Source organism: Streptococcus sp. S5, from assembly GCF_034134805.1.
Taxonomy (GTDB): Bacteria; Bacillota; Bacilli; order Lactobacillales; family Streptococcaceae; genus Streptococcus; species Streptococcus lingualis.
Map to the genome: position 1 here is coordinate 1,417,027 of NZ_CP139419.1, position 17,496 is coordinate 1,434,522.

At 42.5% G+C, this 17,496-nt stretch carries 17 protein-coding genes; 3 read left to right on the forward strand and 14 right to left on the reverse strand.

What is annotated here, in order from left to right; all coding sequences use genetic code 11:
- The first annotated feature begins 15 nt into the window (after nucleotides 1-15).
- Both SM123_RS06805 and SM123_RS06810 read left to right on the forward strand, forming a co-directional pair.
- Entirely contained in the window at nucleotides 16-726 is a 711-nt protein-coding gene (locus tag SM123_RS06805) for a LytR/AlgR family response regulator transcription factor (RefSeq protein WP_070660283.1), read from the forward strand.
- Nucleotides 726-2,003 (forward strand): sensor histidine kinase, encoded by a 1,278-nt coding sequence (locus SM123_RS06810; protein WP_320909303.1) that lies wholly within the window; start codon nucleotides 726-728, stop codon nucleotides 2,001-2,003. Before SM123_RS06805 ends, SM123_RS06810 begins: the two co-directional genes overlap by 1 nt.
- A 532-nt stretch (nucleotides 2,004-2,535) precedes the next feature.
- On the opposite strand, the gene SM123_RS06815 is transcribed toward SM123_RS06810, so the two are convergent.
- From SM123_RS06815 to truB, 13 genes are all read right to left on the reverse strand, one after another.
- On the reverse strand, nucleotides 2,536-5,079 hold the full coding sequence (locus SM123_RS06815; RefSeq protein WP_320909304.1) for a M1 family metallopeptidase: 2,544 nt from the start codon (nucleotides 5,077-5,079) through the stop codon (nucleotides 2,536-2,538).
- Nucleotides 5,080-5,209: 130 nt separating this feature from the next.
- Nucleotides 5,210-5,863, reverse strand: coding sequence for a phosphate signaling complex protein PhoU (phoU, locus tag SM123_RS06820; protein WP_320909305.1), 654 nt, complete (start codon nucleotides 5,861-5,863; stop codon nucleotides 5,210-5,212).
- A 12-nt stretch (nucleotides 5,864-5,875) separates the two neighbouring features.
- Nucleotides 5,876-6,634, reverse strand: coding sequence for a phosphate ABC transporter ATP-binding protein PstB (gene pstB, locus SM123_RS06825; protein ID WP_003003393.1), 759 nt, complete (start codon nucleotides 6,632-6,634; stop codon nucleotides 5,876-5,878).
- A 29-nt stretch (nucleotides 6,635-6,663) separates the two neighbouring features.
- Entirely contained in the window at nucleotides 6,664-7,467 is an 804-nt protein-coding gene (gene pstB / locus SM123_RS06830; protein ID WP_003006600.1) for a phosphate ABC transporter ATP-binding protein PstB, read from the reverse strand.
- Nucleotides 7,468-7,477: 10 nt separating this feature from the next.
- A complete protein-coding gene (pstA, locus tag SM123_RS06835; protein WP_003006597.1) occupies nucleotides 7,478-8,362 on the reverse strand; it encodes a phosphate ABC transporter permease PstA in 885 nt (294 codons plus the stop codon).
- Nucleotides 8,352-9,263 carry a phosphate ABC transporter permease subunit PstC gene (pstC, locus tag SM123_RS06840; RefSeq protein ID WP_049483388.1) on the reverse strand — a complete coding sequence of 304 codons (912 nt, stop codon included), beginning with the start codon at nucleotides 9,261-9,263 and terminating at the stop codon, nucleotides 8,352-8,354. Before pstC ends, pstA begins: the two co-directional genes overlap by 11 nt.
- A 16-nt stretch (nucleotides 9,264-9,279) precedes the next feature.
- Nucleotides 9,280-10,146, reverse strand: a complete 867-nt coding sequence (locus SM123_RS06845; RefSeq protein WP_320909306.1) for a phosphate ABC transporter substrate-binding protein PstS family protein — start codon at nucleotides 10,144-10,146, stop codon at nucleotides 9,280-9,282.
- 107 nt (nucleotides 10,147-10,253) lie between these two features.
- Nucleotides 10,254-11,558, reverse strand: coding sequence for an RsmF rRNA methyltransferase first C-terminal domain-containing protein (locus SM123_RS06850; RefSeq protein ID WP_320909307.1), 1,305 nt, complete (start codon nucleotides 11,556-11,558; stop codon nucleotides 10,254-10,256).
- Entirely contained in the window at nucleotides 11,559-12,329 is a 771-nt protein-coding gene (locus tag SM123_RS06855) for an inositol monophosphatase family protein (RefSeq protein ID WP_061455451.1), read from the reverse strand.
- The gene (locus SM123_RS06860) at nucleotides 12,319-12,597 is read right to left on the reverse strand and encodes a UPF0223 family protein (RefSeq protein ID WP_214259817.1); all 279 of its coding nucleotides are present in this window, start codon (nucleotides 12,595-12,597) and stop codon (nucleotides 12,319-12,321) included. The genes SM123_RS06855 and SM123_RS06860 overlap by 11 nt, the downstream gene beginning before the upstream one ends.
- A gap of 12 nt (nucleotides 12,598-12,609) precedes the next feature.
- Nucleotides 12,610-13,011, reverse strand: a complete 402-nt coding sequence (locus SM123_RS06865; RefSeq protein ID WP_021152971.1) for a Spx/MgsR family RNA polymerase-binding regulatory protein — start codon at nucleotides 13,009-13,011, stop codon at nucleotides 12,610-12,612.
- Nucleotides 13,012-13,320: 309 nt separating this feature from the next.
- A complete protein-coding gene (locus tag SM123_RS06870) occupies nucleotides 13,321-14,256 on the reverse strand; it encodes a bifunctional riboflavin kinase/FAD synthetase (RefSeq protein WP_320909308.1) in 936 nt (311 codons plus the stop codon).
- A gap of 4 nt (nucleotides 14,257-14,260) precedes the next feature.
- Nucleotides 14,261-15,157, reverse strand: a complete 897-nt coding sequence (truB, locus tag SM123_RS06875) for a tRNA pseudouridine(55) synthase TruB (RefSeq protein WP_320909309.1) — start codon at nucleotides 15,155-15,157, stop codon at nucleotides 14,261-14,263.
- Nucleotides 15,158-15,338: 181 nt separating this feature from the next.
- On the opposite strand from truB, the gene SM123_RS06880 reads away from it, so the two are divergent.
- A complete protein-coding gene (locus tag SM123_RS06880; RefSeq protein WP_320909310.1) occupies nucleotides 15,339-16,655 on the forward strand; it encodes an FAD-containing oxidoreductase in 1,317 nt (438 codons plus the stop codon).
- Nucleotides 16,656-16,689: 34 nt separating this feature from the next.
- Here the strand turns inward: SM123_RS06880 and SM123_RS06885 are convergent, their stop codons facing one another.
- Nucleotides 16,690-17,490 (reverse strand): alpha/beta fold hydrolase, encoded by an 801-nt coding sequence (locus SM123_RS06885; RefSeq protein WP_320909311.1) that lies wholly within the window; start codon nucleotides 17,488-17,490, stop codon nucleotides 16,690-16,692.
- Nucleotides 17,491-17,496 lie beyond the last annotated feature (6 nt).

Consider the following 17,496-nt stretch of genomic DNA (forward strand, 5'->3'; position numbering starts at 1 on the left):
TGATAAGGGGGACTTATGTTAAACGTCGTTATTTGTGATGACTCAACTAGAGATGCTAGTCAGTTAGAACAGTATTTACTTTCTTACGACAAGGTTCCTGTAGAAACAAAATTATATACAAATCCACAAAAAATGCTAGAACAGTTAACAAGAGATACACATTGTGTTTTTTTGGATATTGATATGCCACAAATTACTGGAATTGACCTTGCACGTGAAATTCGTCAGTTCAATCCTTTTATCCCCATTATTTTTGTGACCAGCTATCGTGATTACATGGAACAAGTATTTGAAGTACAGACTTTTGATTACTTAGTAAAACCAATCGAACCTCAAAGGCTAAATAAGGTAGTAGACAGAATTTTACGTTATTTAGATTTAGGACAAACCATCTTTAACTTCTCATTTGGAAAACAAAGTTACTCTATTCCTTTAAGTGACATTACCTATTTTGAGAAAGATAAGCGTTCCGTTTTTATTTACACACTAGCAGATACCTATAAGTCCTTACTGAAAACTCAAGACATTTTAGATAAACTACCTGATTATTTTATTCAAATTCATGCTTCTTATATTGTAAATCCCAAATATATCAAAGATTTTGATGCGAAAACAGTAACTATTTTGCTAAATGGAACCGAGGAACATTCACTTCCAATTAGTCGTAAGTTCCAGTCTTCTTTTAAAGAAAAATACTATAACTATCTCAGTGAAAGGAATTTCTAATGCTAATAGGATTGCGGATCATTAGTATCTTGTTTGACTTATTTCTGGCAAGTGTTTTATTTTATAGGCCAATATCCAAAAGTAAACATTCAAAAGAGACACTTTTAGCCCTTTGTTGTTTCTTGCTTTTTCATGTGGCTCTTGTTTTTCTATTTTTAGAAAGTCGCGTTTTTTTAGTTAGCAATCTCTTTCTGAGTATTGTAGAATCCGCTCTTGTAGGACTCTATTTTGATTTCTCCTTTCGTGATTCTTCTTTTTGGATATTCTTACAAACAAGCCTGACATTATTAGCCGGAGCTGTCCTCAATCAAGCTATCCAACTATTTCTTCCACTGTCAAAAGTATCGAAAAATTTAGAACTGATTAGTGGTTACCTTGCCATCAGTTTTCTTTTTTCAACTGTGATCACTCTTGTTCTTCGACAACTATTTCGAACACATCAAAAGTTAACCATGGCAACATCTAGAAGAAATTGGCTTTATCAATTTATCGTGCCGATTTTATCGATTATTTTTGCCTTTACTGTATCTGCTATTCAAGGGCAAGTATTTGGACCAGATTATCTTTCTGTCATTTCACTCTTATCTCTTATTGTATTGTCGTTTTCCTCGCTGTATTTTACCTTACATCTTTCTCAACAACAGCACGCTGATTATCAAAATAAATTAGATAAAGAACAACTTCAATTCCAATTAAGAGAAACACAACAGTCTCAAGAAGAATACCAACGATTGCAAAGTCTTCGGTATGACTTAAAAAATAAACATTTAACCCTCTTGGCACTTCTAGAAGAAAATCCTGATGAGGCTAGAGAGTACCTTCAATCGTTAACCGATAGTATTTCAGGAAAACAAACCTTTTACTCCAAAAATCCAACGGTTAATTATTTACTGAATCAAAAACTGCACGATGTGGAAGATGAAATTGAATTGGAAATTGACTGCTTTATACCACAAGAACTATCTATTCAGCCAGATGTGCTAGCTGTTATTTTAGGAAATTGTTTGGATAATAGTATTTCAGCCTGTCTTCGATTGACTGATAAATCAGAGAGAACATTGTCTCTGAATATACGTTATTTTCAACAAAATCTATTTATTTCGATCAACAATACCTTTAATGAACAGGAAAAAGAGACTCGTAAAACACGTCAAAGAGATGGTTGGGGCTTGCGAAACGTTGATGCCCTAGTACAAGAATACCAAGGAACTATCAAACGATTCAAAGAAAATGGCCACTATCGAACGGAAATTCTCTTACCAAGTCCAATAAACTAATGATCCTTCTCCTCGAGGTCTTATTCAGCTTATTTATAGAAAAAGAGGCTGGGCAAAATCTGTCCAGCCTTTGATGTTAGATAGAAATAACAGTTTAACACATTGGTTGATTGCTCATAGCACTGCTTTGAGGTGACGTAAACAGTATTTCCTTTATCTGCAACCTCCAACACTCTCCCAGACTGTTGTATCTATGCGGGGGTGGAAAAATTGAAAAGAGAGGACTTCTTTCCCACTCCATTAGGATGTAGTTAAACTATCATTAACCAACCTAAATGATGCCCCAGAAATTAAAATAATATATTTTTTAAGTCTCAATCAAATATACACTGAAACTTTCCGCTGTGAGAAAAGTGCCTGAAACACAATTGTTTCAGGCACTCGGGAGTTTTGAGACCTTAGGCTCAAAACTAAGTCATGGAACTTCAAAGAAGTTCGCTGACGTCCGTGCTCACCTAAGGAAAGTTTCAAAGATGACGTTGTCTACATTCTAAGATGCTACAGAATGAATTCTGTAGCATCTTTTTTAAATCTATTTTGTCGCAAGGATAGCGGCTTCTACTGCTGCTTTTTCCCGTTGAATCAAATCCACACGCGCTGCGATTTCCTTGATTCCCATGCTGATGTTTCGGCTGATAGCCATATCAGACAATTGTGGTTCAAAGAAGGCTTTGAATTCTGCTAAGCGCTCTGCTGTTTTGAAGGTATTGGCTGGGTAGATGACAAACTTGTCAAAGCTCATGTCTCCACCAAGAGCTGCTTTGACCCATTCCCAATTTTCACGCGCCCAAGTCCAGGCAGATTCTTGAGTGAACTCATGGTGTAAGAAGGTGAAATACCAACTCATTGCCAAGTCTTGTGGTTTCACAACATCCTTGTTCTTCCACTCTGTCAAAATCTTTTCAACTGTGTCTGCATCGGTTGTATAAGCCAGAGCTGTAGACAATTGACGCTTGAAGTTACCATCTGTCGCTTGAGCATAAGTGTTCAAGTACAAATCAGTCAATTCTTTGCTTTCATGGTGTTTGATTTGGTTAATCAAGATTTGTAAACGAATAGCGGCTGGAAGCTTGCTGATATCCTCTGCATGGGCTGCATAGATTTCACTTGCTTTAGCGCTTGCTTTTGCATCATCACCCTTGATCATATTTGAAATAACCAATTGACGAACCATTTCATCCTCATCTGCTTCTCCAGCTTTTGGTTCAAAACCAAGGCGTTCAAAGTTGAATTGGTTGAAGGTTACGAGCAACTTCTTATAGGCTGCTTCTACTTCCGTCCCTTCATCCACAAAGAGGCTGAGCCCTTGAAGGATTGATGAAACTGCAGATACAACCAAATAAGTCGTTTCTTGGGTCAATTTCTCGATGACTGGCAAGAGACTTGCATAAGAGATGACACCACTTTCTGCCAAGAGACGGCGTTCTTGAAGGATTTGTTGCTTGCTCAAGTTATCCAAGGAAGCCATATTGTCTACAATCGCATCCAAGAGCTCTCCTTGGTAATCGGTAATGTAGTGGGCTGTATTTTCCGTATTGAAACGAAGCGGTTCACTATTTGCAGCAGCAAGGGCAGCATAACCTGGGATTTCAAGCGTTTCTGTTTCAAGTGTATCTGGAATACCAGACCAGTTGCTGTTCAATGGCACAACCCATTGACGGCCTTGGTCTTCATGTTCTCCGATGAAGAATTGTTTTTGGCTGATCTTCAAGGTATCATTTTCTACCACTGCTGTAAGGACTGGATAACCAGGTTGTTCCAACCAAGAATCCATGAAGGCTGCTACATCACGACCAGAAGCATCACCTAGGGCATTCCAAAGGTCACGACCGATGGTATTGCCATATTGGTGTTTTTCAAAGTAAGCTTTGAGTCCTTTACGGAAAGCATCATCCCCTAACCAGCGGCGAAGCATATGCATGAGACGGCTTCCCTTCGCATAGACGATGGCTGGGTCAAAAAGAGTATTGATTTCATCAGGGTGTTTGACTTCTACATGGACAGATTGAACCCCATCGGTTGCATCGCGTTTCAAAGCCAATGGAACACCTGTTGTTTGGAAGTCTTCAAAGATATTCCAGCTTGGTTCGATGGCATTGACAGATACATATTCCATCATGTTGGCAAAACTTTCGTTCAACCAGAGGTCATCCCACCACTTCATGGTTACTAGGTTACCAAACCATTGGTGAGCCAATTCGTGAGCAACTACAAGAGCGACTTGTTGACGGCTAACTGCAGTTGAGTTTTCATCTACGAGGAGGTAGACTTCACGGTAAGTCACCAAGCCCCAGTTTTCCATCGCTCCAGCTGAGAAGTCAGGAAGCGCTACGTGAAGAGATTGAGGAATTGGATACTTCACGCCATAATAGTCTTCATAAAATTCGATGACACGTACAGCTACATCAAGAGAAAATTCTAAGTTTTTCAACGGATGGGCCTTGGTTGAATAGATACCTACGAGAGTACCATTTTTGGTTTTAGCTGTGATTCCTTGAAGGTCTCCTGCAGCAAAGGCAAGGAGGTAAGAAGACATCCGTGGAGTCGTAGCAAATTTCCAAATTCCTGTTTCTTTGCGGTTTTCCACATCGATTTCAGGCATATTGGAGAGGGCAATTTCCCCTTCTTCTTGGTCAAATTTCAAAGAAAGATCAAACGTTGCTTTGGCTTCAGGCTCGTCCACACTTGGAAAGGCTTCACGCGCAAAATGGCTCTCAAACTGAGTTGAGAGGACTTCCTTCTTCACGCCATCAATGCTGTAGTAAGATGGGTAAATCCCTGTCATATTGTCTGTGATGTTACCAGAATAGGTCAGGGTAACTGTCACTTGACCTGTGCCTTCCAATTCAACATAAACTGCTTCATTGGCATCATCAACCGTAAATGGACGGGCTTGACCGGCTACTTCTACTGTTTCAATGGTCAAATCCTTTTGGTGAAGCGAGATCTTGTCCGCCTTGGCTTGACCCGTGATCACCACACGACCGCTAAAGGTCTTGGTTTTACGACTTAAATCCAAAAACACTTCATAATGTTCTGGAACGAATGTTTCTACAAAATGTGCAACTGCTTGCATAATTTCCTCCTTTAAATGTTTCACGCTTTTCCAATCAAAAGCCCTAATAAAACTATTTTATCACAAAGTTGGGATAAAAGAAAAGACAAGCATGACAATGCCTGTCTGAGATCGAAAAGACTCCATGATCTTACATTTCGATAATTTTACCTGTTTCAAAGTAAACTACCCATTCACAGATATTTTTTGCATAATCTCCGATGCGTTCCAAGAAGTTGATCACTTGGAAATAATCACGACCAGTCACGATGGACTCTGGATTTTTCCGAATTTCTTCTGTTGCTAATTCTTGGATGCTATCGAAGTAATGGTTGATGACTTCATCTCGTGAAGCAACTTCATAGGCCAAATCCACATCGCCTTTGAGGTAAACATCTAGTGTCGCTTCGACAAAATCTTTGACTTCACGGCCCATCTTGCTGATTTCTTCCTCAACAGATTGGATACGGACTTCCCCTTTCATGCGAATCGTTGCCTTGGCAATCGATACTGCGTGGTCCCCCATCCGCTCCAAGTCAGAGACTGCTTTTAAGACGGTCATCACGACGCGAAGGTCTTGTGAAACCGGCTGTTGAAGCGCGATAATCTCAAAAGACTTGCGCTCAAGCTTCACTTCGTATTCGTTGATCTCCGCATCATCTTCGATGACCTGACGGGCCAATTCACGGTCATGGGTCACGAAAGCACGAACCGTACGGTTGATCTGACTCAACACTTCATTTCCCATTGCATAAAACTGGTTATGCAACTTATCTAAATCTTCTTCAAATTGAACTCGTAACATTTTATTTTCTTCCTATCCAAATTTACCAGAGACATAGTCTTCTGTTTCTTTCTTAGCTGGGTTCAAGAACATTTCATTGGTGTCATTGTACTCGATCAAATCTCCATCCAAGAAAAAGGCTGTTTTATCGGAAATCCGACTTGCTTGTTGCATGGAACGTGTCACCAAGAGCATGGTGTAGCGGTCTTTTAGTCCATACAAGGTTTCTTCAATTTTCCCAGCTGAAATTGGGTCCAGCGCTGAAGTTGGTTCATCCAAAAGAATAATCTTTGGACTGGTCGCAAGAACCCGCGCCACACAGACCCGCTGCTGCTGACCACCGGAAAGTCCGATCGCTGAATCATGCAGGCGATCCTTGACTTCATCCCAGATGGAAGCGCGTTTCAGAGAGGTTTCAACTGCTTCATCCAAGACAGCCTTGTCCTTGACACCATTAATCATCAATCCATAAGTCACATTATCATAAATGGACATTGGGAAAGGATTGGGCTGTTGGAAGACCATTCCGATTTCCTTACGCAATTCGACCGTATCGGTCCGTGGTCCGTAGATATTATGTCCATTGTAGAGGATGGTTCCTGTGGTAGTGACCTCATGGTTGAGGTCGCCCATGCGGTTAATGGCTTTTAAAAGGGTAGATTTCCCTGATCCTGAAGGACCAATCAAGGCCGTAATCTCCTTTGGAGCAAAGTCCAAGGAGACGCTATTTAGAGCCTTCTTTTTATTGTAATAAACCGACAAGTCCTTGACTTGCAAAATTGGTTCTGTCATTCTATTTTCCTTTTTGTTGTCATTTTACTTTATCCAAAGTGACCCGATACATAATCGTTGGTCGATTGCAATTTCGCATTTTGGAAAATATTCGAAGTCTTATCGTACTCGATGAGGTTTCCAAGGTAGAAGAAACCAGTATAATCACTAGCACGGGCTGCTTGTTGCATGCTGTGGGTCACGATGACAATGGTATAATCCTTCTTCAACTCAAGCATGGTTTCTTCTAATTGCGCTGTCGCGATCGGATCAAGCGCTGAAGCAGGCTCATCCATGAGTAAGATATCTGGCTTCACAGAGATGGCCCGGGCAATACAAAGTCGTTGCTGTTGGCCACCTGAAAGTGTCAGAGCTGATTTATGAAGATCATCCTTGACCTGATCCCATAGAGCTGCCTGTTTCAAAGAAGTTTCGACCAATTCGTCCAAGATCTTCTTGTCTTTCACCCCAGCACGTTCATGCGGGAAGGTGATGTTTTTATAAATCGATTTGGCAAAAGGATTGGGCCGTTGGAAAACCATCCCAATGTGCTTGCGCATTTCATAAACATTGATATCTGGACGATTGACATCGATTCCTTCATACCAAATTTCACCCGTTACACGCGCAATATCGATGGTATCATTCATCCGGTTCAAACTACGAAGGTAGGTTGATTTCCCAGATCCTGAGGGACCGATCAAGGCTGTAATCTTATTCTTTTCAAACTGCATGTCGACGCCTTTAATGGACTCGTTCGTTCCATAATAGACATGCAAATCTTTGGTCGATAGGACCACCTTTTCTTCAGGAAAAGTAATGATGTGTCTCTCATCCCAATTGTATTTTGACATTTCTTCTCCTTTAAGCAGATGTTAGTTTTTTATGGAGGTAACTTCCGAGTTTGCGCGCTCCAAAGTTAAAGATCAAGATAAAGATCAAAAGAACGGCGGCAGAACCGGCTGAGACTTCGATCGAGTCTGGAATAGTTCCTTCACTGTTGACCTTCCAGATATGGACGGCCAAGGTTTCAGCCTGACGGAAGATCGAAATTGGACTGGTCACACTAAAGATATTCCAGTTTGACCAATCAAGGGCTGGAGCCGACTGACCTGCTGTATAGATCAAGGCTGCAGCTTCCCCAAAGATCCGTCCAGAGGCTAAGACAACCCCAGTGATAATACTTGGAAGAGCTTCTGGAACCACGACATGGATCACAGTTTCCCAGCGAGACAAGCCCAGTGCTAGACCTGCTTCGCGCTGTGTATGGTGAACGTGCTGCAAGCTATCTTCGATATTGCGGGTCATCTGTGGCAGGTTAAAGACGGTCAAGGCCAAGGCCCCTGAAATGATCGAAAATCCATATTTGAACTGGACAACGAAGACCAGGTAACCAAAGAGACCTACAACGACAGATGGCAAAGAAGACAAGATCTCAATACAGGTACGAACCAAATTGGTCAAACGACCTTTTTTAGCATACTCAGAGAGGTAAATCCCAGCTCCAAGAGAAAGTGGGAAGGAAATCACCAAGGTAATGACCAAGAGGAAGAAGGAATTATACAATTGAATTCCGATCCCTCCTCCTGCTTGGTAAGAAGAAGATTTCCCAGTCAAGAAGTGCCAAGATACATGGGGCAAGCCACGGACCAAGATATAAAGGATCAATGAGGCAAGAATCGCAACGATGATCCCTGAAATAGCATACAGCACTCCTGTTGCAATTTTATCCATTCGTTTAGCGTGCATAGTTCTTCTTACCTCTTTCTTTCGTAATCAGTTTAATCACACTGTTAAAGGCAAGACTCATGAGGAGCAATACCAAGGCTAGTGACCAAAGAACATTGTTATTGACCGTACCCATGACGGTATTTCCGATTCCCATGGTCAAAATAGAGGTGAGGGTGGAAGCTGGTGTTGTGAGCGAGGTTGGTACCACTGCCGAGTTTCCGACCACCATCTGGATAGCCAAGGCTTCCCCGAAGGCACGCGCCATACCAAAGACAACCGCTGTAAAAATTCCTGAGCGGGCTGCCTTGAGCGTGACATGCCAAATGGTTTGCCAGCGGGTCGCACCCATGGCCATACTAGCTTCCCGGTAATGACGGGGAACAGCTCGGAGGCTATCGGTCGTCATAAAGGTGACAGTTGGCAGGATCATAACAAAGAGGACAAAGACCCCTGAGAGAATCCCAAAACCAGTCCCACCAAAGAGACTACGCGTAAATGGGACGACCACTTGAAGGCCAATAAATCCGTAAACAACTGAAGGAATTCCCACTAAGAGCTCAATCGCTGGTTGCAAGAAACGAGCTCCTTTAGGAGAGACTTCTGTCATGAAAACAGCTGCACCAATGGCAAACGGCGTTGCCAAGAGGGCAGAAAGCAAGGTTACAATAAAGGAACCTAGAATCATTGGTAGGGCTCCGAATTCCTTTGCAGCAGGATTCCAAGAGCTCCCAAATAGAAAACTAAAGATATTGACTTTATTGACAAAGAAAGTCGATAAACCTTTTTGGGCCACGAAAATCAAAATCATGGCAACGACGACAACAATCAAACTCATGCATAGAAAAGTAATGGTTCTGCCAAATTTTTCTAGGCGGGAGTTTTTTGATTTCGTCAGCATTTTTTTTGCTACTTCGTTCATTTTTTACCTAATTCTTTTATTTTTTTGTCACATTCCCTTTTAAATCACGGGTAACTTTCATGTCATTGATCGGGATATAACCCATCTTGCCAACAACTTTTTGCTGAACCTCATCGGTCATCATGTAGTCAATGAATTTTTTAGACAACTCATTAGGTTTTCCCTTAGTATACATGTGTTCGTAAGACAAGATTGGCCAGTTATTGTTGACGACATTGGCTTTAGTTGGTTGATAGCCATTAAGCTTCATGGTTTTAACACTGCTATCCAAGTAGGTAAAGGCTAGATAAGAGATGGCTCCTGGCGTCTGAGAAACGATGTTTTTCACCATTCCATTAGAGTCTTGCTCTTGAGCCTGCTTGGGTTGTTTGCCATCCATAATAATGGCATCAAAGACAGCACGGCTACCAGAACCAACCGCTCGGTTCACAATCGTGATTTCAAGATCTGGACCTCCCAATTGCTTCCAGTTGGTATATTCACCCGTAAAGATCTTTCGCAATTGCTCTGTTGTCAAATTATCTACTGAGATATTTTTATTGGCAATGATGGCTGTCCCTGCTACGGCTACCTGGTGATCGACCAGACTAGAAGCATCAATCCCAGATTTTTCCTCTGCAAAAAGGTCACTATTTCCGATATCAACAGCGCCTGATTGAACTTGTGAAAGTCCTGTACCAGAACCTCCTCCTTGTACATTCACAATCTTACCAGGATGTTCTTCAATGTAGCGATCTACTACTCCTTCAACCAAGGGTTGTAAGGCAGTCGATCCGACAGCAGTGATGGATTCTCCGCGATTGATCCAAGACGCACAAGCAGATAAACTTCCTGCTAATGCGATCGTCGCTAGTCCTAGGATCAGCTTTTTAGACTTTTTCAAATCATGTCTCCTTGATATTTCACTATTTCACTTATGATTTTGACAAGTTTTTTTCAAAAAAACCTGTACTTCCACTATATCATAGAACGGGTTCTTTGCCCAGCATTTTACCTAAAACGAAGCCCCTTTGGATAGAAATTTTTCAGGGTCTGTCCGGTCACTTTGGCAAAGCCCAAACCATTGCCTTCAACCAGGACCTGGTACCATCCATTTGGATGCGTTTCCTTTAATTGAACCGTCTCTCCCGCCACATAATGAACAAAGTCTTCAGGCGTGATCGAAACGGTCTCTTTGACCTCACTCGGTTTTAGAGCAAGGCCAAGGGCAAAACTAGGTTCAAATCGATTTTTCTTGAAGGTGCCTAGATGCAAGCCATTTCGGGCGATTTTTACTTTTCGCAAATCTGGTAAACCAAGTGAAACCAAGTAGAGTTCGTCCCCAAAGGTTTCGAGGACACCTTCTAGAGTGATCTTCAAGTGTTTCTTAGCAAACTCCTGCCACCATTTCTTTTGTTCTGCAGATAATTGGTCCTTTTTGGAAGGGATTTTGGCAGGTCGATTCTCTCCTAGATAACGGAACTTAGCAACAAATTGTCCCTCCCCTTTAAAGAGATGAGGATACATGCGCGCCGTTTCTGGATGGTCAATGCCTTCTGCCATACCATTGATCTTCTCGATCGTTTCCAGCTCCAGATTATAGTTTTCCACAAGCCAGGATACGATCTCTTCATTTTCCTCAGGAGCCCAGGTGCAGGTTGAATACACCAAGGAACCACCTGGAACCAACATCTTGAGGGCATCCTCTAGAATCTCTCTTTGAAGGAGACTGCACTCTCGAGGGTAATCGACAGACCAATAGTCCATGGCATCTGGTTGCTTGCGGAACATCCCCTCACCTGAACAAGGGGCGTCTAGTACAATCAGATCAAAAAAGCCTGAGAAAACCTTTGCTAGACGATCGGCAGACTCATTGGTTACTAGCACATTTCGCGCACCAAAGCGTTCGACATTCTCTACAAGAATTTTCGAGCGGCCCTTGTGGATCTCATTGGAGACCAAGAGTCCCTGATTGTCCAAATAAGACAAGAGTTGGGTGGTCTTTCCCCCAGGAGCTGCGGCCAAGTCTAAGACCTTCATTCCTGGCTTAGGCTGGGCGACTTGGGCCACTATCTGAGCTGCTGGCTCTTGCGAATAGACCAAGCCCGTTGCGTGCTCGATGGATTTTCCTGAGACCTTTCCATAATGGCCCCAAGGGGTATTGGGAATCGGATCATCAAATGCTTTTTGAGTTTCTTTCAAAGGATTAGTCCGAAAGGCAGATACTGCTTCTTGTTCAAAGGTCGCAAAAAAAGCAGCAGCATCCTCACCTAGAAGATGCTGGTATTTTTCTTTAAAACCATTGGGAAAATTCATTTAACTTCTCCCTTTCTTAAGATAAGTTTGAATTTCTGTTAACTTCACTTTTGGAACCATCATAATGGGTTCCACTGACTGGTAATTAGGTTTATCTCCATTTAGATTTAAAACGGTATAGCCCAACTGTTCCCCCATGATCGCAGCTGCGGCATAATCCCAAGGCCAGATATAGCTAAAATAAGCTAGAATCCCACCTGAGAGAATTTTTGAAAAACTAATACCGGCACTTCCGTAGACCCGAATGCCAAGAGAGTCCATACCAAGATCGGCCATGCCCCAGTCATTTTTCTCAAGCATGCCGACATTTGAAGCAATCAAAAGGTTTTCCAGAGGTTGGTCCACAAAGGGCGTCAGTTCAACCTCATTGCGATAAACAGGGAATTCTCCACCCCCGTAAAAAAGGTGATCCCGCATCACATCGTAGATCAGGCCAAACTGACCAATTCCGTCTTCAAAATAGGCCACCATCACCGCAAAATCTTCCTTTTGGGTCACAAAATTATTGGTCCCATCAATGGGATCAATCACCCAAACGGATCCTTCTGAAATCGGGGAGCGAAGGCCATCTTCCTCCGCAAAAATCCGATCTTCTGGGTAGCGATGTGTGATTTTTTCAACCAAATCCTTTTGAACCTGTTGGTCCATCTGGGTTACTAAATCTGTTGGCCCAGTCTTTTTTGAGATCATCAAGTCATCATGGAGATGAAGACGTAAGTAGTCTCCAGCCTCTAAAACGATTTGTTTGGCAAACTCTAACTTATTCTTCAAGAGAAAACCATCCTTCCTCTTTTTGCTTTGCAGCCTGGGTCACACGATAGAGAGAATAACCGCTCACTTCTTCGAACTCCCGTCCAAGACGCTTTTCTTCTCCGATACTAGGTACGACCTTCTTAAAAGCGCGGTAGGCTTCCATGTATTCTTTGGCTTCTACCTTACTTTCATAGGCTTCTTCAACTTTATTGAAAAAAGAAAGCACTGAAGCAAGCTCTTCAGTGCTCCACGATAAGTCCAGTGGGTAACTATAATTTTTTTGCATTCGACATACTTCTTAGTTTATTTCTGCTCTTAGAGTGGCAGAGCGTAACTCTTGTTTGCGATAACTCCGTGGCAAGAAGGCCCGAATTTCATCTTCGTTAAAGCCAATCTGCATGCGTTTGTTATCTAAAATAATCGGTCTCCGCAAGAGACTAGGATTTTCCTCAATCAGACGGATCAAAGCTGAGATGGATAAATCTTCAACATCAACATCCAATTTTTGAAAAATTTTTGAACGAGTTGAAATAATGTCGTCTGTTCCGTTTTCGGTCAAGGCCAATATACTTGTCAACTCCTGTTTGCTCAAAGGACTTGTCATAATATTGTGTTCTTTAAATGGAACATCGTGCTTTTTTAACCAAGCCCGAGCTTTTCGACATGATGTACAACTCGGTGATAAAAATAATGTAATCATGTGGTTCACTTCTTTTTTTATATATAACTATCTGACTCTATTATACAAAAAAAATAGGTGCTTGAAAAGCGCTTTTTTGATTTCTCGACGATTTTTCTGAATTTCAGTGGAAAAAAGAAATCCCTTTCATTTTTCCCAAGAAGAGGCCCGAAAAAAGAGAGTGGGACAGAAATCGGTAATTCGTTAGAATTCGATTTCGTCGTCCCACCTCCGCACAGTTGAGTAGGGCTGTAAAAGCTGATGAAATCAGCGTAGTAGAGCCCACTCAACCACTGCGTCTTGCTCGACAATCCAAAAACAATTGAGAGGCTAGGACTTCTGTCCCAGCCTCTTGGTCCAGTTTCGTGAAACTGCTTCATCTTCTTCTAGTTGAGCCACTAGTTGATCGATTCCATCGAATTTGACCATTTCTCGAATCTTATCTAACCAATGAATGGTCAGGGTATGACCGTAGATATCTCCTGTAAAATCAAAGAGATTGACTTCGAAACGAAGCTCTTTTCCATCAAAGGTGACATTTTTCCCGACAGAAGCCATCCCACGGTAGGTATGCCCTTTAAAATCGACATCAACTACATAAACCCCATCTGATGGTAGATAGGTCCGGTCAATCGGTGCTAGATTGGCTGTAGGATAGCCAATGGTGCGGCCACGCGCATCCCCATGCACAACGATTCCTCGACTGGATAAAGGGTGACCAAGTAGACGGGCAGCTTCGTGGACGCGTCCTTCTAGGATAGCTTGACGAATGCGGGTCGAACTAATCTTTTCACCCTGATCCAATACAGGAGAAATGACTTCCACTTGACCATCAAAATAATCAGCTAAGTCAGAGGCCGTTTTCTTATCAGAGCCAAAACTATAATCAAATCCAGCAATTAAAACTCGGGCCCTCAAAGCTGTGACAAATTGATCAACAAATTCTTTGGCTGTTTTAGAAGCAAAATCGGTCGTAAAATCAATGAGGAAGAGCTCATCCACTCCTAGTTCGTTTAATTTTTGGAACCGATCCTCAGGACTTTGCAAATGGAGTAGTAATTCTGGTTGGTAGCGAACAAAGGCTAACTTAGGAGATTCAGGGAATGTTAACAAAGCGACCTTCAAGCCTTTTTCATCCGCTATCTGACGCGCCTTTTTAAAGAGTTCTTGATGCCCCAGATGCAGGCCATCAAAGTAGCCCAGAACCAAAACTGTCTCATTTTCCAAATGGATCTGGTTAGCAGTAGTAATCGTACGAATATTCATGAATTTATTGTAACACACTTTCTGTTAGAAAGACTTTTCGAGGTTTGTAAAGTTCTTCTCTTTTTTCTAAAATGGCTACCAATTTTCCTTGGTAAAAAGCAGCTAACTCTTTGGAGTCACTCTCAACTGGAATAAAGCGTCCCACTTGGACTTCGCCAACCTCTTCTACTGTCAGCTCTACTTTTTCCAGATCCCCGGTGCCAATTTCAAGTGGGTGAAGGAAGCTCAAATCTCCTTGTGCTACTTTTTCAGCCACTTCTTCTAAGGTCAGGGCATCTTCTAGTGACAAACCGGCAGCACTGGTCCGTGTCAGATGGGACATATGCGCTGCGTAGCCCAGTTTTTGACCCAAATCCACCGACAAGGTCCGGATATAGGTGCCCTTGCTGCATTTGACCCGGAAACGAAAACGGGCCAGGCCTTCTTCATAGCCAATCTCACTAGTGCGCGTGAATTCATAAATGGTTACCTGTCGGACAGGGCGTTCCACTTCTTCTCCTGCCCGCGCATATTCATAGAGCTTACGTCCATTGACCTTGACAGCGGAATACATAGGTGGTACTTGCTCCATTTTTCCCACCATTTGGGCAATCATGCGATCGACCTCTCCTGCATCTAAAGGTGCTTCCACTGGGGTCCGCTCTACGACTTCCCCGCTGGCATCCTCCGTCGTGGTAGAAAATCCCAAAGTGATTTCTCCTTCATAGACCTTGCCTTCATCTTGCATGAATTCGACCATCCGGGTCGCCTTTCCAACTGCTATCGGAAGCACTCCCACCACATCCGGATCCAGCGTTCCCCCATGGCCGATCTTCTTAGTTCCTAAAATTTTTCGCAGTTTAAAGACCACATCATGTGAGGTCATGCCTGCTTCTTTTTTTACATTGATAATTCCGTCCATCTGATTTGCTCTTTCTAACTGATTGTGTGACCATCCGGTCCACCGACCCTTTATTATACCATGAAACAAGACTTCTTGTCCCTCTTTCCCCCTTCCCATGAACTCCTAAAAAATCCTGTAGCAGATTTCAGACTTTTTAAAATGGGTTTGATACAATAGAAAGCGAAAGAAGGTGTAACATATGTTAATGTATGATGTTATTGTGATTGGATTTGGTAAAGCTGGTAAAACACTCGCAGCGAAATTATCAAGCCAAGGAAAAAAAGTCGCTCTTCTTGAAAAGAGCAAGTCTATGTATGGTGGTACTTGTATCAATATCGCTTGTATTCCCACCAAGACCTTGATTGTTGCAGCAGAAAAAGGCTTGGATTTTGAGCAAGCCATGAATGAGAAAAATGCAGTCACTACTCGTCTCAATGGCAAGAACTACGCAACGATTGCTGGAACTGGTGTAGACATTATCGACGCGACGGCTCGTTTCGTTTCTAACAAGGTCATCGAAATTCAAGCTGGAGATGAAAAGGAAGAATTGACAGCTGAAACCATTATTATTAATACTGGTGCTGTGCCAAATGTCCTTCCGATTCCAGGATTGGCTGAAAGTAAATTTGCTGTGGATTCAACCGGTATTCAACGTTTGGAAAACCTACCTAAACGCCTCGGCGTCCTTGGTGGTGGACCAATCGGATTGGAATTTGCTCATCTCTACAATACCTTGGGCAGCCAAGTAACAGTATTGGATGCTGCGGACACATTCTTGCCACGGATCGAACCAAGTATTGCAGCTCTTGCAAAAAGCTACCTTGAAGAAGACGGTATTCAATTCTTGCAAGGTGTTCATACCCAAGAAATCAAAGATGGCCAAAACAGCTTAACGGTTGTCACAGATAAGGGAGACTTCGAGTTTGATATCCTTCTCTACGCAACAGGACGTAAACCAAACACAGCTGGACTTGGTCTTGAAAACACAGATATCCAAGTCACTGATCGTGGAGCGATCCAAGTCAACCGTCATTTGGAAACCAGCGTTCCTGGTGTCTTTGCAGTTGGGGATGTTAATGGTGGTCCTCAATTCACCTACATGTCACTCGATGACTTCCGCATTGTCTTCAACTACCTTACAGGCGATGGTAGCTACAATCTCGAAACTCGTAGAAATTATGCGACAACACTCTTTATTGCTCCTCCACTTGCCCAAGTCGGCTTGACCGAGCAAGAAGCACGTGACAAAGGACTTCCAGTTGCTGTTAAAGAATTGCCAGTTGCTGCTATGCCACGCGGACACGTCAATGCAGACCTTCGAGGTGCCTTCAAAGCCGTGGTCAACCCAGAAACTAAAGAAATTCTTGGAGTGACGCTCTTTGGAGAAGCTGCAGGCGAAATCATCAACCTGATTACCATGGCGATGGACAACAAGATCCCTTATACTTACATCGCAAAACAAATCTTTACTCACCCAACCATGGCAGAAAACCTAAACGATCTCTTTGCGATTTAACTAACATAAAAAAGCTGGAAAATTCCAGCTTTTTTTAGTTTAAGAATTCACAGACAGTCTCCTGAAATACTTTATTTTCTTCATAAAGAGCATGGCCAGAATGCTTAAGAATGAGGAGTTGACAACCCGAAATCGCTTTTGCTAGTTCCTTAGATCCGTCCACACCAATCACATCATCTTCAAGCGCACCAAGGACAAAGGTTGGACACTGAATTTCCTTTAAGATCTCACGGCTATTATGTTCCAGGCAAGACTGAGACTGAATGGCTATTCTATTTTCATCTTTGATTCGCCCCAAGAGACCCATAGTATTATAAAGCAACCGCCACTTTTGATAGCTCTTTTGCGTATAGGAATGCTTTGCAATATCCAGCATGAGATGCTTAAAATTTCCAGATTGACTAAGTTTTTGCCAATGCTCAATTCGTTCTCTAGCAAGTTGACTAGGTTTTGCAGTGGTCACAGCTAAAATGATCTTTTGTACCTTTTCAGGGAAATCCGCCACCAACCATTGGGCAATCATTCCACCTTGTGAAATCCCTATGACATAGGCTGTATCCAAGTTCAGCACCTCCATTGCTTCTGCTACATCTGCTGCCATATCCCGCGTCGTATAGCCCTGCCTCAACTCATTGATTCTAGAAAAAACATAGATTTTATAACGCTTAGCAAGTAGACGATAAGAGAGGGAAAAGAGCTGGGCCTTTCCTTTAACCGTCTGCAACCCATCCCCCAAGCCTGGTATGATTACTAGAGGGTCCTTTCCTTTTCCAAATGTCACATAGTCCATGCTCTTTTCGTTAAAATATAAGGTTTCCCCTTTTGTTGAAGACATTACTTC